The organism is Cellulomonas chitinilytica, assembly GCF_016862675.1.
Lineage (GTDB): Bacteria > Actinomycetota > Actinomycetes > Actinomycetales > Cellulomonadaceae > Cellulomonas > Cellulomonas chitinilytica.
Map to the genome: position 1 here is coordinate 135536 of NZ_BONK01000003.1, position 26489 is coordinate 162024.

At 74.0% G+C, this 26489-nt stretch carries 28 protein-coding genes; 6 read left to right on the plus strand and 22 right to left on the minus strand.

The window, feature by feature from the left end; genetic code table 11:
• Positions 1-18: 18 nt before the first annotated feature.
• The 3 genes from Cch01nite_RS05295 to Cch01nite_RS05305 all read right to left on the minus strand — a co-directional run bounded on the left by Cch01nite_RS05295 (position 19) and on the right by Cch01nite_RS05305 (position 3405).
• Positions 19-2412: an ATP-binding cassette domain-containing protein gene (locus tag Cch01nite_RS05295; protein ID WP_203749547.1), complete on the minus strand. Its 2394-nt coding sequence runs from the start codon at positions 2410-2412 to the stop codon at positions 19-21.
• A 130-nt stretch (positions 2413-2542) separates the two neighbouring features.
• Positions 2543-2950, minus strand: a complete 408-nt coding sequence (locus Cch01nite_RS05300; protein ID WP_203749550.1) for a VOC family protein — start codon at positions 2948-2950, stop codon at positions 2543-2545.
• A 5-nt stretch (positions 2951-2955) separates the two neighbouring features.
• Positions 2956-3405: a helix-turn-helix transcriptional regulator gene (locus Cch01nite_RS05305; RefSeq protein ID WP_203749553.1), complete on the minus strand. Its 450-nt coding sequence runs from the start codon at positions 3403-3405 to the stop codon at positions 2956-2958.
• Positions 3406-3572: 167 nt separating this feature from the next.
• On the opposite strand from Cch01nite_RS05305, the gene Cch01nite_RS05310 reads away from it, so the two are divergent.
• The 4 genes from Cch01nite_RS05310 to Cch01nite_RS05325 all read left to right on the plus strand — a co-directional run bounded on the left by Cch01nite_RS05310 (position 3573) and on the right by Cch01nite_RS05325 (position 5941).
• The gene (locus tag Cch01nite_RS05310) at positions 3573-4223 is read left to right on the plus strand and encodes a 4a-hydroxytetrahydrobiopterin dehydratase (RefSeq protein WP_203749558.1); all 651 of its coding nucleotides are present in this window, start codon (positions 3573-3575) and stop codon (positions 4221-4223) included.
• Between the two features lie 22 nt (positions 4224-4245).
• Positions 4246-4785: a DinB family protein gene (locus Cch01nite_RS05315; protein ID WP_203749562.1), complete on the plus strand. Its 540-nt coding sequence runs from the start codon at positions 4246-4248 to the stop codon at positions 4783-4785.
• A gap of 62 nt (positions 4786-4847) precedes the next feature.
• Entirely contained in the window at positions 4848-5321 is a 474-nt protein-coding gene (locus Cch01nite_RS05320) for a heme-degrading domain-containing protein (protein WP_203749565.1), read from the plus strand.
• Positions 5322-5416: 95 nt separating this feature from the next.
• Complete coding sequence (locus Cch01nite_RS05325) at positions 5417-5941, plus strand: hypothetical protein (protein ID WP_203749568.1); 525 nt, start codon at positions 5417-5419, stop codon at positions 5939-5941.
• 66 nt (positions 5942-6007) lie between these two features.
• On the opposite strand, the gene Cch01nite_RS05330 is transcribed toward Cch01nite_RS05325, so the two are convergent.
• On the minus strand, positions 6008-6958 hold the full coding sequence (locus Cch01nite_RS05330) for an aldo/keto reductase (RefSeq protein WP_203750081.1): 951 nt from the start codon (positions 6956-6958) through the stop codon (positions 6008-6010).
• Between the two features lie 198 nt (positions 6959-7156).
• Between Cch01nite_RS05330 and Cch01nite_RS05335 the strand changes: the two genes are divergently transcribed.
• The gene (locus Cch01nite_RS05335) at positions 7157-7501 is read left to right on the plus strand and encodes an RNA polymerase-binding protein RbpA (protein ID WP_203749571.1); all 345 of its coding nucleotides are present in this window, start codon (positions 7157-7159) and stop codon (positions 7499-7501) included.
• Between the two features lie 21 nt (positions 7502-7522).
• On the opposite strand, the gene Cch01nite_RS05340 is transcribed toward Cch01nite_RS05335, so the two are convergent.
• The 10 genes from Cch01nite_RS05340 to Cch01nite_RS05385 form a co-directional block, all read right to left on the minus strand.
• Positions 7523-8293: a polyprenol monophosphomannose synthase gene (locus Cch01nite_RS05340; RefSeq protein ID WP_203749575.1), complete on the minus strand. Its 771-nt coding sequence runs from the start codon at positions 8291-8293 to the stop codon at positions 7523-7525.
• The gene (gene lnt, locus Cch01nite_RS05345; protein WP_239069921.1) at positions 8290-9855 is read right to left on the minus strand and encodes an apolipoprotein N-acyltransferase; all 1566 of its coding nucleotides are present in this window, start codon (positions 9853-9855) and stop codon (positions 8290-8292) included. The genes Cch01nite_RS05340 and lnt overlap by 4 nt, the downstream gene beginning before the upstream one ends.
• A 434-nt stretch (positions 9856-10289) precedes the next feature.
• A complete protein-coding gene (locus Cch01nite_RS05350) occupies positions 10290-11924 on the minus strand; it encodes an amidohydrolase (RefSeq protein ID WP_203749577.1) in 1635 nt (544 codons plus the stop codon).
• A 95-nt stretch (positions 11925-12019) separates the two neighbouring features.
• Positions 12020-14887 carry a DEAD/DEAH box helicase gene (locus tag Cch01nite_RS05355; RefSeq protein ID WP_203749580.1) on the minus strand — a complete coding sequence of 956 codons (2868 nt, stop codon included), beginning with the start codon at positions 14885-14887 and terminating at the stop codon, positions 12020-12022.
• A gap of 74 nt (positions 14888-14961) precedes the next feature.
• On the minus strand, positions 14962-15876 hold the full coding sequence (locus Cch01nite_RS05360) for a diacylglycerol/lipid kinase family protein (protein ID WP_203749583.1): 915 nt from the start codon (positions 15874-15876) through the stop codon (positions 14962-14964).
• Entirely contained in the window at positions 15873-16673 is an 801-nt protein-coding gene (gene tatC / locus Cch01nite_RS05365) for a twin-arginine translocase subunit TatC (RefSeq protein WP_203750085.1), read from the minus strand. Before tatC ends, Cch01nite_RS05360 begins: the two co-directional genes overlap by 4 nt.
• 45 nt (positions 16674-16718) lie before the next feature.
• Positions 16719-16946: a twin-arginine translocase TatA/TatE family subunit gene (gene tatA / locus Cch01nite_RS05370; protein WP_203749585.1), complete on the minus strand. Its 228-nt coding sequence runs from the start codon at positions 16944-16946 to the stop codon at positions 16719-16721.
• 91 nt (positions 16947-17037) lie between these two features.
• Complete coding sequence (locus Cch01nite_RS05375) at positions 17038-17361, minus strand: hypothetical protein (RefSeq protein ID WP_203749587.1); 324 nt, start codon at positions 17359-17361, stop codon at positions 17038-17040.
• A 2-nt stretch (positions 17362-17363) separates the two neighbouring features.
• Complete coding sequence (locus Cch01nite_RS05380) at positions 17364-18356, minus strand: helix-turn-helix transcriptional regulator (protein WP_203749589.1); 993 nt, start codon at positions 18354-18356, stop codon at positions 17364-17366.
• Positions 18349-19374, minus strand: coding sequence for a helix-turn-helix transcriptional regulator (locus Cch01nite_RS05385; protein ID WP_203749591.1), 1026 nt, complete (start codon positions 19372-19374; stop codon positions 18349-18351). The genes Cch01nite_RS05380 and Cch01nite_RS05385 overlap by 8 nt, the downstream gene beginning before the upstream one ends.
• 35 nt (positions 19375-19409) lie before the next feature.
• Between Cch01nite_RS05385 and Cch01nite_RS05390 the strand changes: the two genes are divergently transcribed.
• A complete protein-coding gene (locus Cch01nite_RS05390) occupies positions 19410-20549 on the plus strand; it encodes a DUF3866 family protein (RefSeq protein ID WP_203749593.1) in 1140 nt (379 codons plus the stop codon).
• A gap of 22 nt (positions 20550-20571) precedes the next feature.
• Here Cch01nite_RS05390 and Cch01nite_RS05395 read toward each other — a convergent pair whose 3' ends face one another.
• From Cch01nite_RS05395 to ribD, 8 genes are read right to left on the minus strand one after another with little or no spacing between them, the layout of a single operon-like run.
• Positions 20572-21006, minus strand: a complete 435-nt coding sequence (locus Cch01nite_RS05395; RefSeq protein WP_239069922.1) for a PH domain-containing protein — start codon at positions 21004-21006, stop codon at positions 20572-20574.
• Positions 21007-21017: 11 nt separating this feature from the next.
• The gene (gene hisG / locus Cch01nite_RS05400) at positions 21018-21866 is read right to left on the minus strand and encodes an ATP phosphoribosyltransferase (RefSeq protein ID WP_203749595.1); all 849 of its coding nucleotides are present in this window, start codon (positions 21864-21866) and stop codon (positions 21018-21020) included.
• Between the two features lie 43 nt (positions 21867-21909).
• Positions 21910-22173: a phosphoribosyl-ATP diphosphatase gene (locus Cch01nite_RS05405; RefSeq protein ID WP_203749598.1), complete on the minus strand. Its 264-nt coding sequence runs from the start codon at positions 22171-22173 to the stop codon at positions 21910-21912.
• Between the two features lie 55 nt (positions 22174-22228).
• The gene (pnuC, locus tag Cch01nite_RS05410; RefSeq protein WP_203749600.1) at positions 22229-22933 is read right to left on the minus strand and encodes a nicotinamide riboside transporter PnuC; all 705 of its coding nucleotides are present in this window, start codon (positions 22931-22933) and stop codon (positions 22229-22231) included.
• 1 nt (position 22934) lies between these two features.
• Complete coding sequence (gene ribH, locus Cch01nite_RS05415; protein WP_203749603.1) at positions 22935-23402, minus strand: 6,7-dimethyl-8-ribityllumazine synthase; 468 nt, start codon at positions 23400-23402, stop codon at positions 22935-22937.
• Entirely contained in the window at positions 23399-24751 is a 1353-nt protein-coding gene (gene ribB, locus Cch01nite_RS05420) for a 3,4-dihydroxy-2-butanone-4-phosphate synthase (protein WP_203749606.1), read from the minus strand. The genes ribH and ribB overlap by 4 nt, the downstream gene beginning before the upstream one ends.
• Positions 24748-25353, minus strand: a complete 606-nt coding sequence (locus tag Cch01nite_RS05425; protein ID WP_203749611.1) for a riboflavin synthase — start codon at positions 25351-25353, stop codon at positions 24748-24750. The genes ribB and Cch01nite_RS05425 overlap by 4 nt, the downstream gene beginning before the upstream one ends.
• A complete protein-coding gene (gene ribD, locus Cch01nite_RS05430) occupies positions 25353-26477 on the minus strand; it encodes a bifunctional diaminohydroxyphosphoribosylaminopyrimidine deaminase/5-amino-6-(5-phosphoribosylamino)uracil reductase RibD (protein WP_203749613.1) in 1125 nt (374 codons plus the stop codon). The genes Cch01nite_RS05425 and ribD overlap by 1 nt, the downstream gene beginning before the upstream one ends.
• Between the last annotated feature and the right edge of the window lie 12 nt (positions 26478-26489).

The window sequence follows — 26489 nt, forward strand, 5'->3', positions numbered from 1 at the left end:
CGTGGAGGTGGACGACGGTCAGCGACCGACGTAGGCCGCGAGGTGCTGGCCGGTGAGCGTGGAGCGGTCGGCGACGAGGTCGGCGGGGGTGCCCTCGAAGACGACGCGGCCGCCGTCGTGACCGGCGCCGGGACCGAGGTCGATGATCCAGTCGGCGTGCGCCATCACGGCCTGGTGGTGCTCGATGACGATGACGGACTTGCCGGAGTCGACGAGCCGGTCGAGCAGGCCGAGCAGCTGCTCGACGTCCGCGAGGTGCAGACCGGTGGTCGGCTCGTCGAGCACGTACACGCCGCCCTTCGTGGACATGTGCGTGGCGAGCTTGAGCCGCTGCCGTTCGCCGCCCGAGAGGGTCGTGAGCGGCTGGCCGAGGCTGAGGTATCCGAGCCCGACGTCCGCGAGCCGGTCGAGGACGGCGTGCGCGGCGGGGGTGCGGGCCTCCCCCGCGCCGAAGAAGGCCTCGGCCTCGGTGACCGACATCGCGAGGACCTCGGCGATGTTCTTGCCGCCGAGCCGGTACTCCAGCACCGACGCCTGGAAGCGCTTGCCGTCGCACTCCTCGCACGTCGACTCGACGGTCGCCATGATGCCGAGGTCGGTGTAGATGACGCCCGCGCCGTTGCACGTCGGGCAGGCGCCCTCGGAGTTCGAGCTGAACAGTGCGGGCTTGACCCCGTTGGCCTTCGCGAACGCCTTGCGGATCGGCTCCAGCAGGCCCGTGTACGTGGCAGGGTTGCTGCGCCGCGAGCCGCGGATCGCGCCCTGGTCGATGGACACCACGTCGGCCCCGGCGGGGATCGAGCCGTGCACGAGCGAGCTCTTGCCCGACCCGGCGACGCCCGTGATGACGACGAGGGCGCCGAGCGGGATGTCGACGTCGACGTCGCGCAGGTTGTTCGCGGACGCCCCCCGGATCTGCAGCGCACCCCTCGGCGTGCGGACGGACTCCTTGAGCGTCGCCCGGTCGTCGAGGTGCCGACCCGTCAGCGTCCCGCTGGCACGCAGACCTTCGAGCGAGCCCTCGTAGCAGACGGTGCCGCCCCCGGAGCCGGCACCCGGGCCGAGGTCGACGACGTGGTCCGCGATCGCGATGGCCTCGGGCTTGTGCTCGACGACGAGCACGGTGTTGCCCTTGTCCCGCAGCTGCAGCAGCAGCTCGTTCATCCGCTGGATGTCGTGCGGGTGCAGGCCGATCGTGGGCTCGTCGAACACGTACGTGACGTCGGTGAGCGACGACCCGAGGTGCCGGATCATCTTCGTCCGCTGCGCCTCTCCCCCGGACAGCGTCCCGGACGGCCGGTCGAGCGACAGGTAGCCCAGCCCGATCTCCGCGAACGAGTCGAGCAGGTGCTGCAGACCAGCGATCAGCGGCGCCACGGACGGCTCGTCGAGCCCCCGGACCCACTGCGCCAGGTCGCTGATCTGCATCGAGCACGCGTCCGCGATGCTCGTGCCGTCGATCTTCGACGAGCGCGCCTCCGGGCTCAGCCGGGTCCCGGAGCACTCGGGGCACGTCGTGAACGTGATGGCGCGCTCGACGAACGCCCGGATGTGCGGCTGGAGCGAGTCGACGTCCTTGGAGAGCATCGATTTCTGGATCTTCGGGATCAGGCCCTCGTAGGTGAGGTTGATGCCCTCGACCTTGATCTTGGTCGGCTCCTTGTAGAGCAGGTCGTACTTCTCGTTCTTGGTGTACTTCCCGATCGGCTTGTCCGGGTCGAAGAACCCGCTCTGCCGGTAGATCCGGCCGTACCACCCGTCCATCGAGTACCCGGGGATCGTGAGGGCGCCCTCGTTGAGCGACAGCGACTCGTCGTACAGCGCCGTCAGGTCGAAGTCGTTGACCGATCCCATGCCCTCGCAGCGCGGGCACATGCCGCCGAGCTGGCTGAACGAGGCCTTCTCCGTCTTCGTCCTGCCCTCGCCACGCTCGATCGTGATCGCGCCGCTGCCCTTCACGGACGGGACGTTGAACGAGTACGCGTTCGGCGAGCCGATGTGCGGCTTGCCGAGCCGGCTGAACAGGATCCGCAGCATCGCGTTGGCGTCGGTCGCCGTGCCGACGGTCGAGCGGGGGTTCGAGCCCATCCGCTCCTGGTCGACGATGATCGCGGTCGTCAGCCCGTCGAGCACGTCGACGTCGGGCCGTGCCAGCGTCGGCATGAAGCCCTGCACGAACGCGCTGTACGTCTCGTTGATCATCCGCTGCGACTCCGCGGCGATCGTCGCGAACACGAGCGAGCTCTTGCCCGAGCCCGAGACCCCCGTGAACACCGTGAGCCGCCGCTTCGGGAGCTCGACGCTGATGTCCTTGAGGTTGTTGACCCGCGCGCCCTGCACACGGATCAGGTCGTGGCTGTCGGCGGCGTGCGAGGCGCGGGGCTGTGCGTCCGTCGTCGGGGCCGTGCTCATCGTGTCTCCCTCTGTCGAGCGGGGCTGTCGGCGCGGGCGGCGCCGCCGGGCACCATCTGACCAGGATCGAGCCGCAGGTCGTCGGCGCGCGCGCCGACAGGTCCCGCGCTGGTCGTCTCCCGACCGCGGCTCACCGCTGCTGGATGCGGACCATGTTCCCGGCGGGGTCGCGGAACGCGCAGTCGCGGACCCCGTACGGCTGGTCGACCGGCTCCTGGACGACCTCGGCCCCGGCGCCCTGCACGCGCTCGAAGGTGCCGTCGACGTCCGAGGTCGCGAGGACGACCGAGCCGTAGCTGCCCTTCGCCATCATCTCGGCGATCGTGCGCCGTTCGTCGTCCGTGACCCCGGGAGTCGCCGTGGGCGGGAACAGGACGATCGACGTCTCCGGCTGCCCGGGGGGCCCGACCGTGATCCAGTGCAGGCCCTGGTAGCCGACGTCGTTGCGCACCTCGAAGCCGAGGACGTCGCGGTAGAAGGCGCGCGCCTCGTCCGGGTCGTCCAGCGGGAGGAAGCTCGAGTGAATCTTGATGTCCATGCGATTCACGCTAGCTGGGGCTCTGCGGGCCTCGCTTCTCGATTCCTGACCGGTCTGGTGACCTGCTTGGCGACGCACGACGGCATCCCCACCGTCGCCTCGGCAGCCTCGGCCCGGTACACGCTGGGCGGCATCCCGACGAGCTCGGTGAAGCGCGTGCTGAACGTGCCGAGCGACGAGCAGCCGACCTCGAAGCACACCTCGGTCACGCTCAGGTCCCCGCGGCGCAGCAGCGCCATCGCCCGCTCGATGCGCCGCGTCATCAGGTACGAGTAAGGGGACTCGCCGAACGCGGCCTTGAACTCCCTGCTCAGGTGACCCGACGACATGTTCGCGCCGCGCGCGAGCGCCTCGACGTCGAGCGGCTGGGCGTACTCCCGGTCGATCCGGTCGCGGACGCGGCGCAGCCGCGCGAGGTCGCGCAGGTTCTGCTCCGTCGCGGCTCGGCTGGTCACCTGACCGATCGTGCCACGCGAGAGTCCGGGTGCCCAGCACGCGGCGTGGCCGCCGGCGCGAGCTCGGTTGCGGCCGGGGTCGACGGGTGCGACGTTCGACGGGACGACGACGCGCCGCACGTCGCGGTCGCACACCGCGCGGCGGCCACGAACCGAGGACGGTCCCGATGAGCGCACGGATCACGCCCGCCCAGTTCCACGAGCAGGACGGTCTCGACGACTGGCGCGTCCTGTTCGGCGGCGCGCACGCCCACTTCCGCACCGGCTCGTTCGCCGCCGGGGTGACCCTCCTCGACGCGATCGGCGAGCTCGCCGACGCCGCGGACCACCACCCCGACGTCGACCTGCGTTACGGCGGCGTGACCGTCCGGCTGATCTCGCACGACGTCGGGGGCCTGAGCGACCGCGACGTGCGCCTCGCCCGGCAGATCTCGGACGCGGCGCGCGAGCTCGACATCCCGGCGGACCCGACGACGGTCCAGGTCGTGCAGGTCGCGGTCGACGCGCTCGTCGGCCCGGACGTGGTCCCGTTCTGGCGTGCGGTGCTCGGGTACCGCGACGACGGTCCGGAGGACCTCGTCGACCCGCTCGGACGCGGGCCGTCGTTCTGGTTCCAGCAGATGGACGCACCCCGCCCCCAGCGCAACCGCATCCACGTCGACGTGTCCGTCCCGCACGACCAGGCGCAGGCCCGGGTCGCCGCGGCGCTCGCGGCGGGCGGGCACCTGGTGAGCGACGCGCACGCACCGCAGTGGTGGACGCTCGCGGACGCCGAGGGCAACGAGGTCGACGTCGCGACGTGGCAGGGGCGCGACTGACGGCCCGCGGTACGGTCCTCGCGTGACGGACGTGGACGAGCAGGGCCGACCGGAACCGCCGCTGACCGACGACGAGGTCGGCACGCTCGTCGGGTTCCTCGACTTCCAGCGGGCGACGCTGCGGTGGAAGACCGACGGTCTCGACGCCGCGGGTCTGTCGGCGACGACGGCGGCGTCGACGATGACGCTCGGCGGCCTGCTCAAGCACCTCGCGTACGTCGAGGACCACTGGTTCTCCCGCTCGCTGCGCGGACGCGAGCCGCACGCGCCGTGGGACGGCGTCGACTGGCAGGCCGACGAGGACTGGGACTGGCACTCGGCCGCGCTCGACTCCCCCGCCGAGCTCCGCGCGCTGTGGCAGGCGTCGGTCGACCGGTCGCGGGCCGCCGTCTCGGAGGCGCTCGCCGAGGGCGGGCCCGACCAGCTCGCCCTGCGGCGGTGGCGCGACGGCCGGTCACCGAGCCTGCGCTGGATCCTGTGCCACATGATCGAGGAGTACGCGCGGCACAACGGGCACGCGGACCTGCTGCGTGAGTCGGTGGACGGGTCGACCGGCGAGTAGGTGCGTCGCGCACGGCTCGGTGCGGGTGCGCGGGAGCCGCGGTCCTGCGCGAGGATGACCGGATGAGCACCGACGACGTCCCTGCACTGGTCGCCCGTGTCGAGCAGGAGGAGCGCGAGCTCGTCTTCCGCAGCTTCACGCACGACGACGCGTGGCAGCTCGGCTGCCTGCTCGTGGAGCTCGCGACCGAACGGTCGCTGCCGGTGACGATCGACATCCGTCGCGGCGGGCAGCAGCTGTTCCACGCCGCTCGTGAGGGCACGACGCCGGACAACGACACGTGGGTCGAGCGCAAGGTCCGTGTCGTGCAGCGGTTCGGGGCCTCGTCCTACCTGATGGGTCTGCGGGCGCGGGCGAAGGGCACGACGTTCGCGGCGCAGCACGAGCTGTCCCTGCAGGAGTACGCCGCGCACGGCGGGGCCTTCCCCGTGCGGGTCGAGGGCGCCGGCGTGGTCGGGACCGTCACGGTGTCCGGCCTTCCGCAGGCCGACGACCACGCACTCGTCGTCGAGGCGGTTCGTGCCTTCCTGGCCTGACGTCGAGCCGCCCACAGCACCGCCGGCCGCTCCCCCGGCCACCGATCCGGGTCGGCCCGCGACGCGGCCGGTGCGGCGCTCGGCACCCTTGCCCCATGAGCGACCACGACGACCACTGGTTCGAGCACCCGTTCGGGCCGGCGCCCGGGAACGGCACCGTGCACGACGCCTGGGCCGACGAGCCCTGGATCGTCGACGTGCACGGCCCGGACGACGACCTTCCGCGGCTCCCGGCCGACGTGCTGCAGAGCCACGGGGACGTCCTCGCCGTGCTCCTGCACCTCGTCGGACCCGAGCGCGCGGGTCCTCCGGCGCTCTGGTTCCTGCTGCTCGACGACGAGGACCGCTGCCTGCCGCTCGTCCTGCCCGTGAACGACGTGCCCCTGCGTGCCGATCCTGCCGTCGCTGCGCAGGTCATGACCGGGCTCGCCTCGGTGCTCGACCGCGAGGCACCGGGCGGTTCGCTGGTCGTGGCGTGCGTGCGGGCCGGTGGGGGGGACCGCGGGGCGTTCGAGACCTCCTGGGCCGCCGCCCTGCGTGAGGCCGCCGACGACCGCGGGCTGCGCGTGCGTGCCGTCGCCGCGCTCGGCGCCAACCGGGCGCGGATCCTCGAGTGGTGACGCCCACCCGCGCCACGCCGGGCGTGACGCACGCCGCCCGGACGGGCCGGACGAGGCGGACCGAGGTCAGGCGAGCGGTCCCGGTGCAGCCTCGTCGATCGCGGCGAGCTGCTCGAGCGTCGGCTCCCACAGGATCGACGCGACGTTCGCGCGCAGCTGCTCGGGGGTCCGGGCACCCGCGATGACGCTCCCCACCGCCGGCTGCGCGGCGAGACCGCCCAGCGCGAGCGTGGGGAGGTCGATGTCCCACCGCTCCGCGAGGGCGGCGAGCGAGCCGATCCGGTCGAAGTCGGCGCGAGCGAGCCGGTCCGGCATCCGCTCGAGCCGGGAGCCCGAGGGTGCGGGCTCGCCCTGCCGGTACTTCCCGGTGAGCAGCCCGGACGCCAGCGGGACGTACGGCAGGATGCCGACCCCGACCTGCTCGGCGGCGGGGACCAGCTCGGCCTCCGCGGAGCGGTCGAGGAGGTTGTACCTGTTCTGGGCGGAGACGAACGGGGTGAGGGCACCCGTGCGGGCCGTCCAGTCGGCGTCCACGACCTGCCACGCGGCGAAGTTCGACGAGCCGAGGTAGCGCACCTTGCCCTCGACGACGAGCTCGTGCAACGCGGCGAGCGTCTCCTCGACGGGCGTCGTCGGGTCCGGGACGTGCAGCTGGTACAGGTCGATCCAGTCGGTGCCGAGCCGGCGCAGCGACCCCTCGACGGCCCGTCGCACGTACCGGCGCGACCCGCGGGCGTCCCAGTCGGGGCCGTTGAGGCCACGGGTGTCCGCGCCGAACTTGGTCGCCACCACCACGTCGTCGCGGTGCGACCCGAGGGCGGCGCCGAGCAGCTCCTCGCTCTGCCCGGGCACGCCGCCGTACACGTCGGCGGTGTCGAAGAAGGTCACGCCTGCCTCGAGGGCGGTCGCGACGAGCTCGGGCACGCCGTCGGGATGAAGCGTCGCCCCGAAGGTGTTGCAGCCGAGGCCCGCGACGGACACGGCGAGGCCGCTGTCCCCCAGCCGGCGGAAGGTCATGTCAGATGTCGTCGCGCTCGTCACGTGAGCACCCTACGGCCGCTCGATGAGACGAGTCTCACCCGGTTTCGCCCGCCCTGCGCGTGCCTCATTCACCAACCCTTCACTTGCACCTGGAACACTGGGGGGACGAACACCGTTGACAACGGTGGACGTTCCCACACTCGAAGGCCGTCACCACGGCACGGAGGTTCCCTGATGGCAAACCGGTCCCTGCGCGGCATGCGCATCGGGTCCCACAGCATGGAGACGGACGAGGGCGTCGACTTCGCCCCCCGCCTCCAGGCCCACTACGACTGCCCCAACGGGCACACCATCATCCTGCCGTTCTCGGTCGAGGCCGACGTGCCGGTGGTGTGGGAGTGCCGTTGCGGAGCCGAGGCGCTCCTGCGCGACGCCTCGAAGCCTGAGGTCAAGGCCGGCAAGGCGCCCCGCACGCACTGGGACATGCTGCTGGAGCGCCGCACGATCGGCGAGCTCCAGGAGCTGCTCGACGAGCGGCTCGACCTGCTCCGCGCGGGCAAGCTGCGCCGCAGCGCCTGACCCGCACGCACGGCACCACGGTCACCTCGACCGACGGAACGCTCCCGCCACCTGGCGGGAGCGTTCGTGCATCCCCCACCGGGTCACGTTGACGAGGGCCTCGACGATGATGTCGCGGCTCATCTTCGACTCGCCGAGCTCCCGCTCGACGAACGTGATCGGCACCTCGACGACGCGCGCACCAGCACGCACCGCCCGCCACGCCATGTCGATCTGGAAGCAGTAGCCCTGCGATGCGACGTCGCCGAGCGTGAGCCCACGCAGCAGGTCGGCGCGGTACGCACGGAACCCGCCGGTCGCGTCGCCGAGCGGGATCCCGAGCATGATCCGGGTGTACAGGTTGGCGCCGCGGGACAGCACCTCACGGTGCAGCGGCCAGTTCACGACCTTCCCGCCCCGGACCCACCGGGACCCGAGCACCAGGTCCGCACGGTCGAGGGCCGCCAGCAGCAGCGGCAGGTCCTGCGCGCGGTGCGACCCGTCGGCGTCCATCTCGACGACGACGTCGTAGCCACGCTCGAGCGCCCAGCCGAACCCGGCGACGTACGCGGTGCCCAGCCCCTGCTTCCCGGTGCGGTGCAGCACGCTGATCGACCGCGGCGACCCCGCGGCGGACTCGCTCTCGGCGATCTTCTCCGCGAGCTCCCCGGTGCCGTCGGGCGAGCCGTCGTCCACGACGAGGACGTCGGCCGTGGGGACGTGCTCACGGAGCCGGTCGAGGGCGATCGGCAGGTTCTCGCGCTCGTCGTACGTGGGGACGACGACGAGGACACGGGTGAGGCTGTCGCTCATGCGGGCGGATCCGTTCGGTCGGCGCGGCGCACCCGGTACGCGCCGGCAGCGCCGGCGACGACCGTGCACACCGCGAGAGCGTCGATGATCCAGGCGGGCCACGACCCGGACCGGTCTGCGGGCGTCAGCGACTGCCGCAGGGGCAGCGTCGCGACCATCTGGTCCGCGGTGAACAGATCGGTCTGCCGGCTGACGACCCCGTTGGGCTGGATCACGGCGCTGACGCCGACGGTGGAGATCTGCACCGTCGCCCTGCCGTGCTCCACCGCCCGCAGCCGCGCCATCGCGAGCTGCTGCGTGGACTCGTCTGTCATGCCGAACGACGCGTTGTTCGTCTGCACGACAAGCACCTCTCCCCCGGCCCGCACCGCGTCCCGGACGAGGGCATCGTAGGCGACCTCGAAGCAGATGACGTCCCCCAGTCCCACAGTGCGGCCGAGACGCTCCGAGGTCAGCGGGACGTAGCCCGGGCCCTGGCCGGGGATCATGTCGCGCGTCACGAGGTCCACCGCGGACGAGAACGGCCGCACGAGCGAGCGCAGCGGGATGTACTCGGCGAACGGCGCCGGGTGCTGCTTGGTGTAGCTCGCGACGACGCCCTGGCCCGGCTCCCACAGGACCGCGGTGTTGTAGCGGCCACCGCTCGGCGGGTACTGGACGGTGCCGACGAGCATCGGCGCGTCGACCGCCCGGGCGGCCTCGTCGATGAGGCCGGCGGCCCGCTCGTCGGCCTGCGGGTCGATGTCGGTGCCGTTCTCGGGCCACAGCACGACGTCCAGCTCGCCGGGCTCCACCTGGTCGAGCAGCGCGTACGTGCCCGTCAGGTGGTTGTCGAGCACGGCCTCGCGCTGGCCGAAGGCGTCGAGGCCGGTGCCCGGCACGTTCCCCTGCACGGCGCCGACCTTGAGCGACCCGTCCTCGGCCTGGGTGTCCAGGGGCAGCGCGAACGCCACAGCGGCGACGACCACGACGACCGCCCCCGACGCGACGAGGCGACCCACGGCCAGCTGTCGGGCCGCCAGGTACGCACGGGCGAGCGCGACCCCGACGACTGCCACGACGCCGCTCAGCAGGGGGGTGCCACCGAGCCACATGAACGCGGCGAGCGGGGAGTCCGCCTGCGAGAAGGCGAGCCGGCCCCACGGGAAGCCGCCGAACGGCCACGCCGACCGCAGCTCCTCCACGGCCACCCAGAGCAGCGTGAACACGAGAGCCTGCCAGCCTCCGCTGCGCCAGACGGCCTCGCCGCGACGCGCCCAGGACCAGGCCGCGCCGAACAGGGCGACGCACAACGCCTCGAGCGTGCTGAGCGCGAGCCACGGCACGAACCCCACGGCCTCGTCCGCCCAGGTGATGAGCGGGGCGAAGCAGGCCAGGCCCCACGCGAGCCCGACGAGGGTGTTCCAGCGGGCGCTGTCCCGTCGCAGCGCCAGGTACAGCAGCGCCATGCCGAGGAACGCCGTGCCCCACCATCCGGGCGACGGGAACGCGAGCCGCGTCAGGTACCCGCCGGCGACTGCGAGCACGAGGGTCCACCAACGGGCGGGTTCACGGGCGGACACCGCGCAAGGGTACGACGTCAGCCTGTTCGCCGAGGTGAGGGGAACGGGCGGACCGACCGGCCCACGTGTCCTTCGTACCGGTCGCATGCTGCGCACGGACCGTTTTCTGTTGAACACGCGGGCCCGGTCGGAGCCCGACGTCCTCCGTCGTCCCAGGAGGGCGACGCCCTCCCCGGGGTGGTCGACCGACAGCATCGTCGGACGGCCGTGGCGGTGGATTTACCTTCGTGAACCTACCGAGATCCGCGGGGGTGTCAAGGCGTCGTCGGCGCAGGTCGCAGCCGTCCGTGCAGGTCGTGGCGGTGCCGATCATCCGATCCGTGCAGTTCGGTTCGGCGTGTCGCCGCGCGTGTCGCGAAACTACGTCGAACCGGTTGCGACGAGGTGTCAGCGGCGACCGCGAAATTCACCCGGAGCGGGTGACCCCGGCCCCCTCAGCCGAGGGCGTCGAACACCACGACACCGTCGCGGACGGTGCGCAGGCAGACCGGGTCGGGGGCGTCCGCGGAGAGGTCGGGCAGCAGCGGGGTGCCCGCCCGGGCGTCCGTGCTCCACGTCGACAGCCGGCCGTCGGGGGCCTGCACCGCGAGGTGCTCCGCGCGCCACACGGCCAGGTGCGCGGGCGCCCCCACCCGCAGCTCGCCCGCTCCCGTGTGGTCGAGCCCCGCGAGACGCCACCCGCCGCGCGTCGACGCACGGAAGGCCGCCCGGGCCGAGATCCGCTGCTCCACCGCCGAGTGCCGGATCGCGGCCCGCACCCCCGCCCAGGGGTCGGCCGGCGTCACCGGTGCGTCGGAGCCGAACGCGAGCGGCACGCCCGCCGCAGCGAGGTCGGCGAGCGGGTTGAGCGCCGCCGCCCGTCCCGGGCCGAGCCGGGTGGCGTACATCGCCGACTCGCCGCCCCACGCGGCGTCGAACGCCGGCTGGACGCTCAGGCGCACGCCGAGCAGCACCAGGGCGGCGAGGGTCGGAGCGTCGACCATCTCCGCGTGCTCGAGCCGGTGACCGGCGCGGGCGATCGCCTCCACGCCCTCGACGTCGGCCGCGGCCCGCAGCCCGAGGAGCACCTCGTCCATGGCCCGGTCGCCGATGACGTGGAAGCCACCGTGCACACCGGCGCGTGTCACCGCCGTGACGTGGTTGCAGATCTCCTCGGCGGTCAGGTAGAGCACGCCGTCGTGCGTCGGGTCGTCCGTGTACGGGGCACGCAGCGCGGCGGTGCGCGAACCGAGCGAGCCGTCGACGTTCAGGTCGCCGCCGATGCCCGTCAGCCCGGGGATCGCGGCGAGGACCTCGCGTGCGTCGTCCACCGTCACGCACCGCTCACCGCGGTACCCGACGAGGTGCGGCAGCCCGTCGGCGGCCGACGCGGTCAGGGCGAGCAGCTCGACGAGCCCGTCGCGGGTGTCGATGAACGGCGCGCTCTGCTCGTGCACCGACACGATGCCGCGGGACGCGACGTGCTGCAGCGCGCGCCGGTACAGAGCGGTCCGACGCCCGGCGGACATCGCGCGGGCCGCGTCGCGTGCCGCGTGGTGGGCGTCCCGCTCGACCCGCCCGTCGTCGCTCCACCCCGGCAGCCCGTCGAGCCCGGCAGACCGGGCGAGCGCGCTGGACACGACCGCGGAGTGCACGTCGACGCGCGCCAGGTAGACGGGGGCGCCGCCGGCGGCCGCGTCGAGCTCCGACCGGGTGGGCGCACGTCCCTCCGGCCACTCGAGCTCGTCCCAGCCGAAGCCGAGCAGCGGCACGTCGGACGCCGGGCGGCTGCTCGCGGCCCGGTGCACGGCGTCGAGGGCGTCGGCGAGCGACCGCACCCCTCCCGCGGCGGACAGGTCGACGCTCTCCAGCGCCAGCCCGGTCTCGAGCACGTGGACGTGCGCGTCGACGAACCCGGGGGCGACGAGCGCCCCGTCGAGGTCGACCACCTCGTCGGCCCGGGACACCATCGCGTCGGCGGTGTCGTCCGCGCCGAGCCAGGCGACGACGCCGTCCTCGACGAGCAGGGCCTCAGCGAACGGGTCGGCCGGGGAGTGGATCACGCCGTGCCGGTAGAGGGTCGAGGTCACATCCGCTCACGATAGGGCAGGTCAGACCCAGGAGCCTGACCTGGGACCGGGGAGGCCGGACGGCGGCGCCCGTGAGGACCGCCCCGCACCGCGCGTCAGACCGACGAGTAGGCGACGACCCCGCGCCGCAGCGCGTCGACGGAGCGGCGGGCGGTGGACCGCAACCGCTCGTCGGGCGCGGCCTGACCGAGCTGGTCGAGCACGTCGATGACCTGCTTGCACCACCGCACGAAGTCGCCCGCCGACAGCTCGCCGCCGCGCAGCACGGCGTCCAGGCTGCGCCCCGACGCCCAGCGGTGGATCGACTCGATGAGGCCGAGGTCGAGCGGCACCGTCGTCTCCAGACGGTGCTCGGACTCGAGGTCCTCGAGCTCGGACCAGGCCCGCACGGTGCCCTCCAGGGCACGCCCGAGCCGGCCGGCAGGGCCGCCGGGCACCCGCGGCTCGGCCTGGTCCTCACGCCGCGAGCGGTAGACGAGCGTCGAGGTCACCGCCGCGAGCCCCGCGGCGTCGAGCTCGTCCCAGGTGCCGCGCCGCAGGCACTCGGCGAGCAGCAGGTCGTTCTCCGCGTAGAGGCGGCGCAGCCAGCGGCCGTCCGTGGTCACCGCCAGGGGGCCGTCCTGCGCCGCCAGGTAGCCGAGGCGCACGAGCACGTCGCAGATCCGGTCGAAGACGGCCGCGATCGACCCCGTGCGCCCGGCGATCCGGGCGACGAGCGCGTCGTGCTCGGACTTGAGCCGCGCCCAGCGCTCGGCCCAGCGGGCGTGCTCCTCGCGGTCCGGGCAGGCATGGCACGGATGGGCGCGCAGACGACGTCGCAGAGCCGCCAGGGCGGCGTCCTCGGCGGCCGCGCCCCGGTCCGGGCGTGCCTGGCGCGGTCGGCCGCGGCCCGCGCCGTCCGACGAGGCGCGCCCCGAGCCGTCCGGGACGGCGCTGCGCAGCGACGCGGCCAGGTCGCGTCGGGCGGCCGGGACGCGCACGTTGAACGACTTCGGCACCCGCAGCCAGCCGACCGTCCGGGCGCCCGTGCCCACGTCCGCGACCGTCAGACGGCGCACCTGCCGGTCGACGGTCAGCACCGTCGGACGGGGGCCGTCGAAGCCCGGCTGTCCACCCGGGTCGATGACGACCGCGTGGCCCGTCCGGCGGCCCACCGGGATCTCCAGGACGTCGCCGACGCGCAGCCCTTCCAGCGTGCGGGCGACCTCCGCGCGCCGGGCCGAGGCCGCCGCGCGCGTGGCGTCCTTCTCGTGCTGGGCGATCTGCCGTCGCAGCCCCGCGTACTCCGCGAAGTCGCCCAGGTGGCACGTCATGGCCTTCGCGTAGCCGTCGAGCGCCTCGGTGTGCGCCTGGGCCTGTCGGGCGAGCCCGACGACGCCGCGGTCGGCCTGGAACTGCGCGAACGACGTCTCCAGGACCTCCCGGGCACGCTCCGCACCGACCTGCGCGACCAGGTTGACCGCCATGTTGTACGTCGGCCGGAAGCTCGACCGCAGCGGGTACAGCCGCTTCGAGGCGAGCCCCGCGAGCTGCACGGGGTCCAGTCCCGGGTGCGCGACGACGACGGCGTGCCCCTCGGTGTCGATCCCCCGCCGCCCCGCACGGCCGGTGAGCTGGGTGTACTCCCCCGGCGTGACGTCGACGTGGTTCGACCCGTCCCACTTGACGAGCTTTTCCAGGACGACGGACCGCGCGGGCATGTTGATGCCGAGCGCGAGCGTCTCCGTCGCGAACACGACCTTGACCAGGCCGCGGGAGAACAGGTCCTCGACGGTCTCCTTGAACAGCGGCAGCATCCCGGCGTGGTGCGCGGCGATGCCGCGGGTCAGGGCCTCCGCGAGGTCCCAGTACCCCAGGACGTCGAGGTCCTCCGGCGGGATCGCCGCCGACCGTTCCTCGACGACCCGCCGGATCTCCGCCTGCTCCGCCGGGCTCGTCAGCCGCACGCCCGCCGCGAGGCACTGCTGCACGGCGCCGTCGCACCCGGCCCGGGAGAAGATGAACACGATCGCCGGCAGCAGGCCGTCCTTGTCGAGGGCGTCGACCACCGCGAACCGCGGCGTCGGCCGACCCCCGCCCGGACGTCCCCCGCCGGGCCGCCCGCCGGGACGGTGCCCGCCGCGCCCGCGGTAGCCGCGGTCGCCGGGCCCGTGCGCCGACTCCTGACGGTCGCGCCGGCGCAGCAGATGCGTGAGGTCCGGGTTGATCGGCGGGTCGACGCCGGGGTCCGTCGGGTCGACGTGCCCGGCGTACAGGTCGAGCAGGTCGTCGCGCACGAGCACGTGCTGCCCGAGCGGGACCGGACGGTGCTCGCTGACCACCACCGTCGTGTCGCCGCGGACCGTCGCGAGCCAGTCGCCGAACTCCTCCGCGTTCGACACCGTGGCGGACAGCGACACCAGCTGCACGTCGTCCGGCAGGTGGATGATCACCTCCTCCCACACCGGCCCACGGAACCGGTCGGCCAGGTAGTGCACCTCGTCCATCACGACGAACCCGAGGCCCGCGAGGGTCGGCGAGCCGGCGTACAGCATGTTGCGGAGCACCTCGGTGGTCATGACGACCACGGGCGCCTCGCCGTTGATCGTCGTGTCCCCCGTCAGCAGCCCGACCGACTGCGGGCCGTAGCGACGCACCAGGTCGGCGTACTTCTGGTTCGACAGCGCCTTGATGGGCGTCGTGTAGAACGCCTTGCGGCCCCCGACGAGCGCCAGGTGCACCGCGAACTCGCCCACGACCGTCTTGCCGGCGCCGGTCGGTGCCGCGACGAGCACGCCGCTGCCCCGCTCGAGGGCCTGGCACGCGTCGACCTGGAACGGGTCGAGAGGGAACGACAGCAGCTCACGGAACCGGCCGAGCTCGCTGCGCTCGACCTCGGCCCGGCGCTGGGCGGCCGCGTACCGCTCGGCGGGCGACGGCTCAGGGGGCGACGCGGGTGCGGACCTGCGGGAACGGGAGACCACACGGACACCCTAGGCACGCGCACGCCGGGCGTGCGGGCGCCGCGCTCCGTGGGCCCCGCTGCGACCCGTCCGGCTCAGGCCAGGACGGACAACGCGCCGGGGTCCACCTGGACCCGCAGCGGCAGCGTGCCGACGCGCTCTCCGTCCGCGAACGCGGCGGGCGGCGCCGCCCCGAGCTCGTGGAGCGGCTCGATCAGCACCGACCGGCTGCGGACGACCCGCACCGCCGGATGACGGACGTGGTGGCCTCGGTAGATCCCCGGGAAGATCTTGACGACCCCCGGCTTGGTGAACGGGCCGGCGAGGACCACGTCGAGCAGCCCGTCGTCCGGCTGCGCGTCCGGCGCGATCTTGAGGCCGCCGCCGATCCACGGCACGTTCGCGACCGCGACCAGGGTGCCGGCCGACTCCCAGACCTCGTCGTCGAGCGTCACCCGGTAGCCGAACGGCCGGAACGACGCGAGCTCCGGGACGAGCGCGCGGACGTACCGGGCGGAGCCCTTGGGCCAGGTCAGCTCGTTCGCGCGCGCGTTGATCGCGGCGTCGATCCCGCACGAGAGGACGCCCACGAACCACTCGTGCGCGGCGTGCTGGGGCGAGCCGACCCGCACGGCGTCGATGCGCCGGGGGCCCTCGTGCAGCCCTCGCTCGACGACGGCGACGGAGGCGGCGATGTCGCCGCGCGGGAGCCCCAGGGTGCGAGCGATGTCGTTCCCCGTGCCCGCCGCGACGATGCCGAGCGGCAGGGCAGTGCCCGCCACGACGTTCACGCCGAGATGCGCCATCCCGTCACCACCGACCACGACCACCGCGTCGAGCCCCTGGACGGCCGCGGCGCGCGCCCGGTCGGTGGCCTGCGCCAGCGTGGGAGCGGACAGGTCCTGGACCTTGAAGCCCTTCGCCTCGAGCATCTCGTGGACCTGACGTCCCGCGGACGCGCCGCGGCCCTTGCCGGCCGTCGGGTTGACGACGACTCCCACGTGCCTCATGCGGTGGCGCTCCCCGTGCTCGGATCCTCGCCGGGAAGGGTGCCGTCCAACCGGGGCAGACCGGCGGCGACACGCCGCCTGTCGACACGCCGGTCGTGCAGGACGCAGATGACGAGCGCCGCGAAGTAGAGCAGGCAGATCGGGACGGCCACCGCGATCATCGTGATGGCGTCCGGCGTCGGCGTCATGACGGCGGCGAACACGAAGGCGATGAGGACGGCCCAGCGCCAGCCCTTGCGCCACGTGGCAGCCCGTCCGATGCCCGCGAAGTTCAGGGCGACCATCACCACGGGGAGCAGGAACGCCAGCCCGAACGCGAGGATCAGGCGCATCACGAACCCGAGGTACGTCTGCGCGTCGATGAGGTTCGCCGACCCCTCCGGCGTGAAGCCGGTGAGCAGCTCGACGGCGTTCGGCAGCGCCCACCAGGCGAGGGCCGTGCCCGCGAGGAACAGCGGCACCGCCGCCGCGAGGAAGCCGATCGCGTAGTGCCGTTCCTTGCGCGTCAGACCCGGGGTGATGAACGCCCACAGCTGGTAGATCCACCACGGGCTGGACAGGATCACGCCGAGGAAGAACGACACCTTGAGCTTCATGTCGAACGACGTCGCGATGCCCGCGAAGTTCAGGGCGACCAGGTCGTCGCCCCGCAGGTCGGCCACGTGCTGCAACGGCATCTGCAGCGCCTCGAACACCGGGTCGTACAGCCACCACCCGACGGCGGCGCCCACGACGAGGCCGAGCGCCGCGAAGAACACGCGACGTCGCAGCTCGGCGAGGTGCGCCCGCAGGGGCATCCGGCCGCCGGGATCGTCCCCGCGGCGTGCAGCTTCCACGTGCGGTCAGACCTTCGGCGGGGTGCCGCCCTCGGTCGGCTCGTCGGTCGGCCGGTCCGAGGTGGGCTTCTTGTCCCCGTCGGGCTCGCGCAGGTCCTTGACCTCGTCGCGGAAGATCTTCATCGACTGGCCGACGCTCTTGGCGAGCCCGGGCAGGCGGTTCGCACCGAAGAGCAGCACGACGAGCACCACGATGATGATGATGTGCCAGAACTGCAGGCCGTTCCTGAACATGGGTGCTCTCCTCAGTGGTGCGGGGCCTGTCGATCCTAACTGCCCGGGACGCCCCCTCCTGCCCGGTCCCGCGACCGGTTTCGCCCGGTTGTCAGCGCCAGTACGCACCCCACGACGCCCACGTCCGACCGTGGCGCTCGGCACGCTCGGCGCGGCGGGCGTGGGCGGCCGCACGAACGGCGTCGTACCGGCGCCGGACCGTCACGACGTCCGCCAGCACCGTCGGCCCGGTGTCGCGGACCTCCGCGGCGAGGCGCAGCTCCTCCACCCGGTCGGCGAGCTCCTGGGCCGCGCCGGCGGCCCGGCCGAGCTCGGCGGCCAGGGCGGTGGCCGAGCGCCACAGACGCCGGCCGAGGAAGAACGCCCCCGTCAGGGTGCCCACGACGAGCACCGTCCACACGCTGAACCAGAGCATCGTCAGCCCTCCGCCGCCGCACCGAGACCCGGGTCCGCGAGCGGCCCGTACGCGGCGAGCGCCGCCCGGGCGGCAGCGGCAGCCTCGTCCGCCACCCGCACCGGCGTCGCGCCGAGGACCTCGCCGGCCACCTGCAGCACCAGGTGACGCAGCCACGCCGGCCGCACGACGCGCAGGTCCAGCTCGAACGACCCGTCCGGCAGGTTGCGCACCGCCTCGACCGGGACGCTCTCCGCGACCCAGCGCGCCGTGCTCGCGAGGTGCAGCGTCACCAGCTCCCCCTCGGGCCCGGGTGCGAACTCGCCGCTGCGGGCGCCGATGCCGTGGTCCTGCGCGGCCTCGTCGAGCAGCGTCGCCTCGAGGATCCGGTCCACCCGGAACAGCCGCTCGTCGTCCACGAGCAGGCACCAGCCGAGCAGGTACGAGCGCTCGTCGTCGGTCACGAGCCGGGCCGGGTCGACGTCGCGCTCGGTCGAGACGTCGGCCGCGTTCACGTACCGCAGGTGCAGCCGGCGCCGGCGCCGCAGCGCGGTCGCGACCGTGGCCGCCACCTCGGGCGCCGCGTCCATGCCGAGCTGCACGTCCACCGCGGCCGCCGCGTCGCCCGTCGCCGCCGTGAGCTTGGCGAGCGCCGACTCGAGGACCGCCGCCCGCTCCGGGTCCAGGGCCGGGCCGAACGACGCGGACAGCGCGCGCAGAGCCGCCACGAGCGCCACGGCCTCCCGCGTGCCCAGCCGCAGCGGGCGCGTCATCCCGCGCGACTCGGTCAGGCGGACGACGCCCTGCTCGTAGGACGCCGCGTCGAAGTCGATGAGGTCGTGCGGGAAGTAGCCGGGCGTCCCGGTCACCCACAACGTGTCGATGTCCTCGAGCACCTGGTCGGCCGACACGCCGAACTGCTCGGCGATGTCCTCCACGGGCACGCCCTCGTGCCGGTCGAGGTACGTGATCATCCCCAGCATCCGCAGCAGGCGGTCGCTCGCCCGCTCAGCCACCGGCCCCGACCCTCTCGTCGAGCGTCGCCGCGGTCCGCAGCAGGCGCAGCACCGAGCGGCGCAGCTCGTCGGGCGCGAGCACCAGCACGGCGTCGCCGTACCCGACGAGCTCCTCCGCGAGCTCCCACGACGAGCGGAACAGCACGTGCACCACGTCCCGGTGCTCGAGGAGCGGCCCCGCCACCGGGTCGGCGCGCCAGTCCGGCACGTCCGCGGGTGCGGCGACGGACCGGGCCCGCATCGCGCCCGCACGCTCCGGCCGCACCGCGAGCGTCGCGACCTGCTGGGCACCCGTCGCCCACGACGCCATCGCCGCCGCCAGCTCGTCGTCCGCCGGCGGCGGGAACGCCCCCGGCTCACCCAACGTCCGGACGGCCCCCTCGATCCGGCTGAGCCGGAACGACCTGCTCGCGCCACGGTCCCGGTCCCGGCCGACCAGCACCCAGCCGCCGCGGCGCGCCAGCAGCCGCCACGGTTCGACGACGCGCTCACGCACCTCCCCCGTGTTCGCGGCGCGGTACGTGAAGCGCACGACCCGCCGCTCGTGCACGGCGTCCATCAAGGGGCCGAGCGCACCACCGCCGGGTCGCACGCGCGGCGCGAGCCCCGTGACGAGGTCGGTCGACCCCGGGGCGTCACCCACCGCCCGCAGCTTCGTCAGCGCGCGCGACGAGTCCGCCCGCAGCGCCTGGTCCTGCCACACCTGCGCGGCCATCGCGAGCACACCGAGCTCGCCCGCGGTCAGGTCGAGGGGCGCCAGCGCGTACGCGTCGAGGTCCACGCGGTACCCGAAGTCGTCGCCGTGGCCCGCGTCCGTCACCGTGACGACCGGGATGCCGAGGTCCCGCAACGTGTCCTTGTCCCGCTCGAACATCCGCTCGAAGGCGTCGTCCGACGGGGCGTCCTGGTACCCGGCGACGCTGGAGCGCACCTGCTCCTTCGTCATCCGGCCGGGGGTGTTGACCAGGGCGATGACGAGGTTGAGCAAGCGCTCGGCGGGGGCGATCGAGGCGGCCATCGGTGACCACCGTAGTGGCCGGTAGCGTGTGCGCCGTGATCACGTGGCGTGCGGGTGTCGTCGTCGGGCTCGGAACGTCGTGGCCGGGCGCCGCGGAGGTCACGGTCCGGCTCGACGAGCACCCCGGGACGGCGCTGCCCGACGAGGTGCGGGCACTGGCCTACCCGTCGCTCGTCGGGCCCGTCGCCCTCGGCGACCGGTTGCTGCTCAACGTCTCCGCCCTCGCCCGCGGGCTCGGCACCGGCGGGTACGCGCTGGTGGTCGGCCACGCCGACCGGCTGCCCGACGACCCGGACGCAGGCCCCGGGCACCTCGTCAAGGCCCGGTACACGCCGCTGCAGGCGATGGTGCTCGGCGTCGACGACCAGGAGTCCCCGCACCACGACGCGCTGCGCGACGCGGACGACCTCGCGGGGATGCCCGTCGTCGTCGCCGACCTGCACTCCGCGCTCCCTGCGGTCGTGGCGGGCGCGCGCCACGCCGCGGCGCTCGCGGGCCTCCCCGCGCCACGCGTCGCCTACGTGATGACGGACGGCGGCGCACTGCCGGCGTGGTTCTCCCGGACCGTCGCCGGGCTGCGGGACGCCGGCTGGGTCGAGGCGTGCATCACCACGGGCCAGGCGTTCGGCGGGGACCTCGAGGCCGTCACCGTCCACACCGGCCTGCTCGCCGCCCGCGTCGTCGTCGGCGCCGACCTCGCGGTCGTCGCCCAGGGCCCCGGCAACCTCGGCACCGGGACCCGGTGGGGGTTCTCCGGCGTGGCCGCGGGCGAGGCCGTGAACGCGGCCGCCACGCTGAACGGTCGCCCGGTCGCGTCCCTGCGGGTCTCGGGCGCCGACGCGCGCGAGCGCCACCTCGGGGTCTCGCACCACTCCCTGACGGCCTACGGGCGTGTCGCTCTCGCCTCCGCCGACGTCCCGGTACCCGTGTTCGACCCGGACCCCGACGGCGGGCTCGACGCGCTCGGGCGACGGGTCCGGCACCAGGTGGCAGCGCTCGCGGCGCCGCACGGCCGGCACCGGCTCGTCGACGTGGACGCCGGCGCCGACCTGCTGTCCGCGCTCGCGGGGTCGCCCGTGCGGCTCTCCACGATGGGCCGCGGGCTCGACCAGGACCCTGCGGCGTTCCTCGCTGCCGGGGTCGCAGGGGTGCACGCGGCACGCCTGGCCGGCTGAGCGACGCGGGCGCGGCGAACGGTCAGTCGTCCTGCGCGGTGGTCGTGTGCAGGGCGACCAGGGTGGCCAGCCGCCGGGCCTCCGTCTGGGCGTACGCGCCGTCGGCGGACTGGATCCCCATGACGGCCAGCGTGTCCCCGTCCGCCAGGTCGAGCTGGACCCAGGGCCGGCCCGAACCGAACCGGACGGACACGATCTCCGGCCACGTCAGACGGGTCGTGATCATCAGGTTCCGGACCGTCAGGCCGTCCTCGTCAGGGACGGCACGCACGGTCGCCTGCCGCCAGCAGAACCAGGCGATGAGGACGCCGACGAGCGCGAACCCCGCCCGGTCGAGCGGCTCGGCGTTCGGCAGCGCCACGATGAGCAGCGCCGTCAGGACGAGCACCACGACCACGAGCCCGAGCGTCACCAGCCGGGCGAACCGCGGCCGGAACGGGGCGTCCTGCACGTCCACGACGGGTCCGGTCAAAGACGGCACGCGTGGATGGACGTCACGAGGATCGCGCGGGCACCCACGTCGTACAGGGCGTCCATGACGCGGTTCGTCTGGTCGCGCCGGACCATCGCCCGGACGGCGGCCCACTCGCGGTTGTGCAGCGGCGACACGGTCGGCGACTCCAGGCCGGGCGTGATCGCGACGGCCTTGTCGACGAGCGACAGCGGCACGTCGTAGTCCATCAGCACGTACTCGCGGGCCGTCAGGACTCCCTGGAGACGGCGGGTCAGCACGTCGAGGCCCGCGGGGGCGTCCACGTCCGAGCGCCGCACGAGGACCGCCTCCGAGCGCAGGATCGGCTCGCCGAACACCTCCAGCCCCGCGGCACGGAGCGTGGTGCCGGTCTCGACGACGTCCGCGATCACGTCCGCGACGCCGAGCTGGATGGCGCTCTCGACGGCGCCGTCGAGCCGTACGACACCCGCCGGCACCACGCCGCGCTCCCACAGGAAGCCCGCGACGAGCACCGGGTACGACGTCGCGATGCGCTTGCCGGCGACCTGCTGCACCTCGTCGAGCTCGCCCGCGGTGGACGCGAACCGGAACGTCGAGCGCGCGAAGCCGAGCGGGAGGTGCTCGGTCGCCGCGGACTCCGAGTCGAGCATGAGGTCACGCCCGGTGATGCCGACGTCGACCGTCCCCGCACCGACGTACACCGCGATGTCGCGGGGACGCAGGAAGAAGAACTCGACGTCGTTGTCCGGGTCCGGGAGCACGAGCTCGCGCCCGTCGCGACGCTGCCGGTAACCGGCCTCCCGGAGCATCTCGGCGGCGGGCTCGGACAACGAGCCCTTGTTGGGGACGGCGATCCTCAGCACGTGGTTCCTGTTCGGGAGAAGGGTGGGGCGTCGACGGCGCAGGTCACAGGTGCTCGTAGACGTCGTCGAGCGTGATCCCGAGCGCCACCATGAGCACCTCGAGGTGGTACAGCAGCTGGGAGATCTCCTCGGCGGTCCGCTCGACCCCCTCGTACTCGGCCGCCATCCAGACCTCGGCGGCCTCCTCCACGATCTTCTTGCCGATCGCGTGGACGCCCGCGTCCAGCTCGGTCACGGTGCGGGAGCCGGCGGGCCGGGTGGCCGCCTTCTCGGCGAGCTCGGCGAACAGGTGCTCGAAGGTCTTCACGTCTGTCAAGGGTAGACGGCTCCCGGCACGACCCGGACGCGCGTCCGTCCCCCGGTCAGACGACCACCTGCTCGTCCGCCTCCGCGGTGCGGACGGGACGCTCGCCGCGGGCCCGCCACCACACGACGAAGCCGTACACGACCACGCCCGCGTAGACAAGGTAGAGCACCGCCGACGGGTAGTAGCCGGCCTTCAGCAGCAGAGGCACCCCGACGGCGTCGACCGCGATCCAGATCAGCCAGAACTCGATCCACCCGCGCGCCATGCCGTACGTCGCGAGCATCGACCCGGTGAAGATCCACGCGTCCGCCCACGGCCCCCAGGAGCCCAGCTCGCGGAACAGCATCGCGAACCCGACGGTCCCGACGACCCCCACGACGACGATCGTGGCCCAGCCCGACCAGCCGGCCCATCGCGGCACGACCACCGGGGCGTCCTGCGGGGCACCCGCCCGCTCGTTCGCGCGCTGCAGCTGGCGCCACCGCACCCACCCGTAGACGGACACGATCACGAAGAACACCTGCCGGCCGGCCTGCCCGTACAGGTCGCGCGCCTGCGGCGTGTGGAACACACCGCCGAGGAACACGGTGAACAGCAGCACGTTGCCGACGATGCCGACCGGCCACGCCCACACCCGGCGGCGCATGCCCCCGACGGCCGACGCGAGACCGAACAGGTTGCCGACGATCTCGCGCCACAGGATCGCGTGCCCGGCGATCACCACCTGCGCGTCGAACAGCCAGCCGAGCGGCCCGGTCACGTCACAGCCCTCGCAGCGCGACGACCGTCGCGACCGCTGCCTCGGCGGCCTCGGCGCCCTTGTCCTCGTGCGAGCCGTCGAGCCCCGCACGGTCGAGCGCCTGCGCCTCGTCGTCGCAGGTCAGCACGCCGAAACCGACGGGCACCCCCGTCCGGACGGCCACGTCCGTCAGGCCGGAGGTGGCCGCCGAGCAGACGTACTCGAAGTGCGGCGTGCCGCCCCGGATGACGACGCCGAGCGCGACGACCGCGTCGGCACCCGCCGCGGCGGCCGCCCGCGCGGCGACCGGCAGCTCGAACGTCCCGGGCACGCGCACGACGGTGACGTCCTCGACGTGCGCCGCCTCGAGGGCGCGGCGAGCGCCCGCGAGCAGCCCGTCCATCACGACCGTGTGCCAGCTCGCGGCGACGACGACGACCTTCAGGCCGGTGCCGTCGACGCTCAGGGTGGGTGCTCCCGCACCGCTCATGCCAGGTCCTCCAGGTTCTCGAACAGGTGGTCGGTGGTGTCGACGCCGGGCGGCGACGGGGCCGCGAGGACCGGCGCCACGGCGATGGCCTCCCGCTCCGTCCCGACGGGCAGGTGCAGCAGGTGGCCCATCGACGTGGCCTTGGTCCGCAGGTACTCCTCGTTCTGGGGCGTGTGCCCGACCTCGAGACCGCGCACCTCGGCGACGTCGATGCCGTGCGCGCGCAGGCCCGCGACCTTGGCCGGGTTGTTCGTCAGGAGGCTCACGCGCTCGACGCCGAGGTCCGCGAGGATCGCGGCGGCCGCACCGTACTCCCGACGGTCAGCGGGCCACCCGAGGTCGAGGTTGGCCTCGACGGTGTCGCGGCCCGCGTCCTGCAGCGCGTACGCGGCGACCTTCGCGAGCAGGCCGATGCCCCGGCCCTCGTGCCCGCGCAGGTAGACGACGGCGCCGCCCTGCTCGGCGGCCAGCGCGAGCGCCGCGTCGAGCTGCGGGCCGCAGTCGCACCGGGCCGACCCGAACGCGTCCCCCGTGAGGCACTCCGAGTGGACCCGGACGACCGGCGTCGCGGCGAGGCCGGCGGTCGACACGAGCGCGACGTGCTCGTCGCCCGTGCGCAGGTCGCGGTACCCGTGGATCCGGAAGTCGCCGTGCCGGGTCGGCAGGTACGCGGTGTGCGTCGCGTGCACCCGGTCGTGCAGCACGGGCCGGTCGACGGTCTCCGGCACCGCGTCGTCGTGCTCGCGCCGCCACGCGACGAGGTCCGCGATGGTGAGCAGCACCAGACCCTCCGCCTCGGCCAGCGCCGCGGCGGCCGGCAGGCGGGTCATCGACCCGTCGTCGTCCACGAGCTCCGCGATCGCACCGACCGGCTCCAGGCCCGCCAGGCGGCACAGGTCGACGGCCGCCTCGGTGTGCCCGGCCCGGTGCAGCACACCGCCCGGCACGGCCCGCAGGGGCAGCACGTGACCGGGCCGGATCAGGTCCTCGCGGCCCGACGCCGGGTCCGCCAGCACCCGCAGGGTCCGGGCGCGGTCCGACGCGGAGATGCCGGTCGTGACTCCCGTCGCCGCGTCCACCGTGACCGTGTACGCCGTCCGCCGGGGGTCCTGGCTGTGCGGGACCATGAGCGGCAGGTCCAGCGCGTCCGCCCGGGCGGCAGGCATGGGGGCGCAGAGGTAGCCCGACGAGTGCCGGATCGTCCACGCGACCCACTCGGGCGTCGCCGACTGCGCCGCGAGGATGACGTCCGCCTCGTTCTCCCTGTCGGGCGAGTCCGCGACGAGCACCGGACGTCCCGCGCGCAGCGCCTCCAGCGCCTCCTCGACCGTGCCGATGCGCGGCGTCACCGCAGGACCCCGGCCGTCGAGAGCAGGCGCTCGGTGTACTTCGCCAGCACGTCGACCTCCAGGTTGACGCGCGCCCCCACCGCGAGCGAGCCGAGGGTCGTCGCCTCGAGGGTCGTGGGGATGAGCGAGACACCGAACGCGTCGTCGCCGACGTGCGTCACCGTGAGCGACACCCCCGAGACCGTGACCGACCCCTTCTCCGCGACGTACCGCGCGAGCGTCGGGTCGAGCTCGATCTCGACGTCGTCCCAGCGGGGACCGGGTGTCCGGGAGCGGACCGCGCCGACGCCGTCGACGTGCCCCTGCACCACGTGGCCGCCGTAGCGCCCACCGACCTGCAGGGCGCGCTCGAGGTTCACGGCGCTCCCGACGTCGAGGTCGCCCAGCGCCGTCCGGCGCAGCGTCTCCGGCATGACGTCGGCGACGAACGAGCCGTCGCCCGGCAGCTCCGTGACCGTCAGGCACACCCCGGAGACGGCGATCGAGTCGCCCGGGCGGGCGTCGGACACGACGAGCGGCCCCCGCACGCGCAGCCGGGCGTCCTGCCCGGCCACCTCCAGCAACTCGACCGTGCCGATCTCCTCGACGATCCCGGTGAACATCAGTGCTCCTCGTCCGTGGTGGCAGGGCGGACCCCGGGCGTCGCCGGCGTCGCAGAAGTGGTCGGGGTGGGGGTGGCGACGACGAGCACGTCCGGACCGAGCGGCTGCACGCTCCGGGTCGTCAGGCGCAGCGCGCCGTCGATCGAGGCGATCCCGAGGTCGCCGACGGCGGCCGGTCCGGTGCCGAGCAGGACGGGCGCGACGTAGGCGTGCACCTCGTCGACGAGCCCGGCGCGCAGGAACGCCGCCGCGAGCGTGGGGCCGCCCTCGACGAGCAGGTGCCGCACCTCGCGCCCACCGAGCGCGTCGACGACGACCTGCGGGTCGTGCGTGCGCACGTGCACCAGCTCGCCGCCGGGTCCGCGCAGCCGCGCACCCGCGGGCACGTCGCGATGCCCGACGACGACCCGCAGCGGCTGGTGGCCGTGCAGCTCGCCCGCGGCGTTCCGGGCGGTGAGCGACGGGTCGTCCGCCAGTGCCGTGCCCGTGCCGACCACGATCGCGTCGACCTCGGCGCGCAGGTCGTGGGCGTGCCGGCGTGCGACGTCGGACGTGATCCAGCGGCTGCTGCCGTCCGCTGCGGCGACCCGGCCGTCCAGGCTCGTGGCGAGCTTCAGCGTGACGAAGGGGCGCCCGCGCTCCACGGACGGCAGCCACGCACCGAGCAGGGCTCGCCCCTCCTCGGAGAGCACCCCGGTCCGGACGTCGACCCCGGACGCCCGCAACCGGTCCGCTCCCCCGGCGGCCTGCGGGTTCGGGTCCTCGACGGAGACGACGACGCGCGAGACACCGGCCGCGAGCAGCGCCTCCGTGCACGGCCCGGTGCGCCCCGTGTGGTTGCAGGGCTCGAGCGTGACGACCGCCGTCGCACAGCGCGGGTCGGTGCCCCGGTGCGCGGCGTCCGCGAGTGCCGCCACCTCCGCATGAGGCGTACCCGCACCCTGGTGCCAGCCCTCTCCCACGACGGCACCGTCCGCGTCGACGAGCACGCAGCCGACGCGGGGGTTGGGCCCGTGCGCGGGTCCACGCCGGGCGAGGGCGACCGCGCGGGTCATCGCCTCGAGCTCGACGAGCGTGACGTCCGATCGGGTCGGTGCTGGGTGCTGCGTCGCCGCGCCGGTCATCGTCACCTCCCG

Bases quoted from the DNA above. Each gene is read 5' to 3' on its own strand.
- Cch01nite_RS05295 (WP_203749547.1), bottom strand. From the start codon at position 2,412: ATGAGCACGGCCCCGACGACGGACGCACAGCCCCGCGCCTCGCACGCC.
- Cch01nite_RS05300 (WP_203749550.1), bottom strand. From the start codon at position 2,950: ATGGACATCAAGATTCACTCGAGCTTCCTCCCGCTGGACGACCCGGAC.
- Cch01nite_RS05310 (WP_203749558.1), top strand. From the start codon at position 3,573: ATGAGCGCACGGATCACGCCCGCCCAGTTCCACGAGCAGGACGGTCTC.
- Cch01nite_RS05320 (WP_203749565.1), top strand. From the start codon at position 4,848: ATGAGCACCGACGACGTCCCTGCACTGGTCGCCCGTGTCGAGCAGGAG.
- Cch01nite_RS05325 (WP_203749568.1), top strand. From the start codon at position 5,417: ATGAGCGACCACGACGACCACTGGTTCGAGCACCCGTTCGGGCCGGCG.
- Cch01nite_RS05330 (WP_203750081.1), bottom strand. From the start codon at position 6,958: ATGACCTTCCGCCGGCTGGGGGACAGCGGCCTCGCCGTGTCCGTCGCG.
- Cch01nite_RS05335 (WP_203749571.1), top strand. From the start codon at position 7,157: ATGGCAAACCGGTCCCTGCGCGGCATGCGCATCGGGTCCCACAGCATG.
- Cch01nite_RS05340 (WP_203749575.1), bottom strand. From the start codon at position 8,293: ATGAGCGACAGCCTCACCCGTGTCCTCGTCGTCGTCCCCACGTACGAC.
- Cch01nite_RS05360 (WP_203749583.1), bottom strand. From the start codon at position 15,876: ATGAGGCACGTGGGAGTCGTCGTCAACCCGACGGCCGGCAAGGGCCGC.
- tatC (WP_203750085.1), bottom strand. From the start codon at position 16,673: ATGCCCCTGCGGGCGCACCTCGCCGAGCTGCGACGTCGCGTGTTCTTC.
- tatA (WP_203749585.1), bottom strand. From the start codon at position 16,946: ATGTTCAGGAACGGCCTGCAGTTCTGGCACATCATCATCATCGTGGTG.
- Cch01nite_RS05375 (WP_203749587.1), bottom strand. From the start codon at position 17,361: ATGCTCTGGTTCAGCGTGTGGACGGTGCTCGTCGTGGGCACCCTGACG.
- Cch01nite_RS05385 (WP_203749591.1), bottom strand. From the start codon at position 19,374: ATGGCCGCCTCGATCGCCCCCGCCGAGCGCTTGCTCAACCTCGTCATC.
- ribH (WP_203749603.1), bottom strand. From the start codon at position 23,402: ATGAGCGGTGCGGGAGCACCCACCCTGAGCGTCGACGGCACCGGCCTG.
- Cch01nite_RS05425 (WP_203749611.1), bottom strand. From the start codon at position 25,353: ATGTTCACCGGGATCGTCGAGGAGATCGGCACGGTCGAGTTGCTGGAG.
- ribD (WP_203749613.1), bottom strand. From the start codon at position 26,477: ATGACCGGCGCGGCGACGCAGCACCCAGCACCGACCCGATCGGACGTC.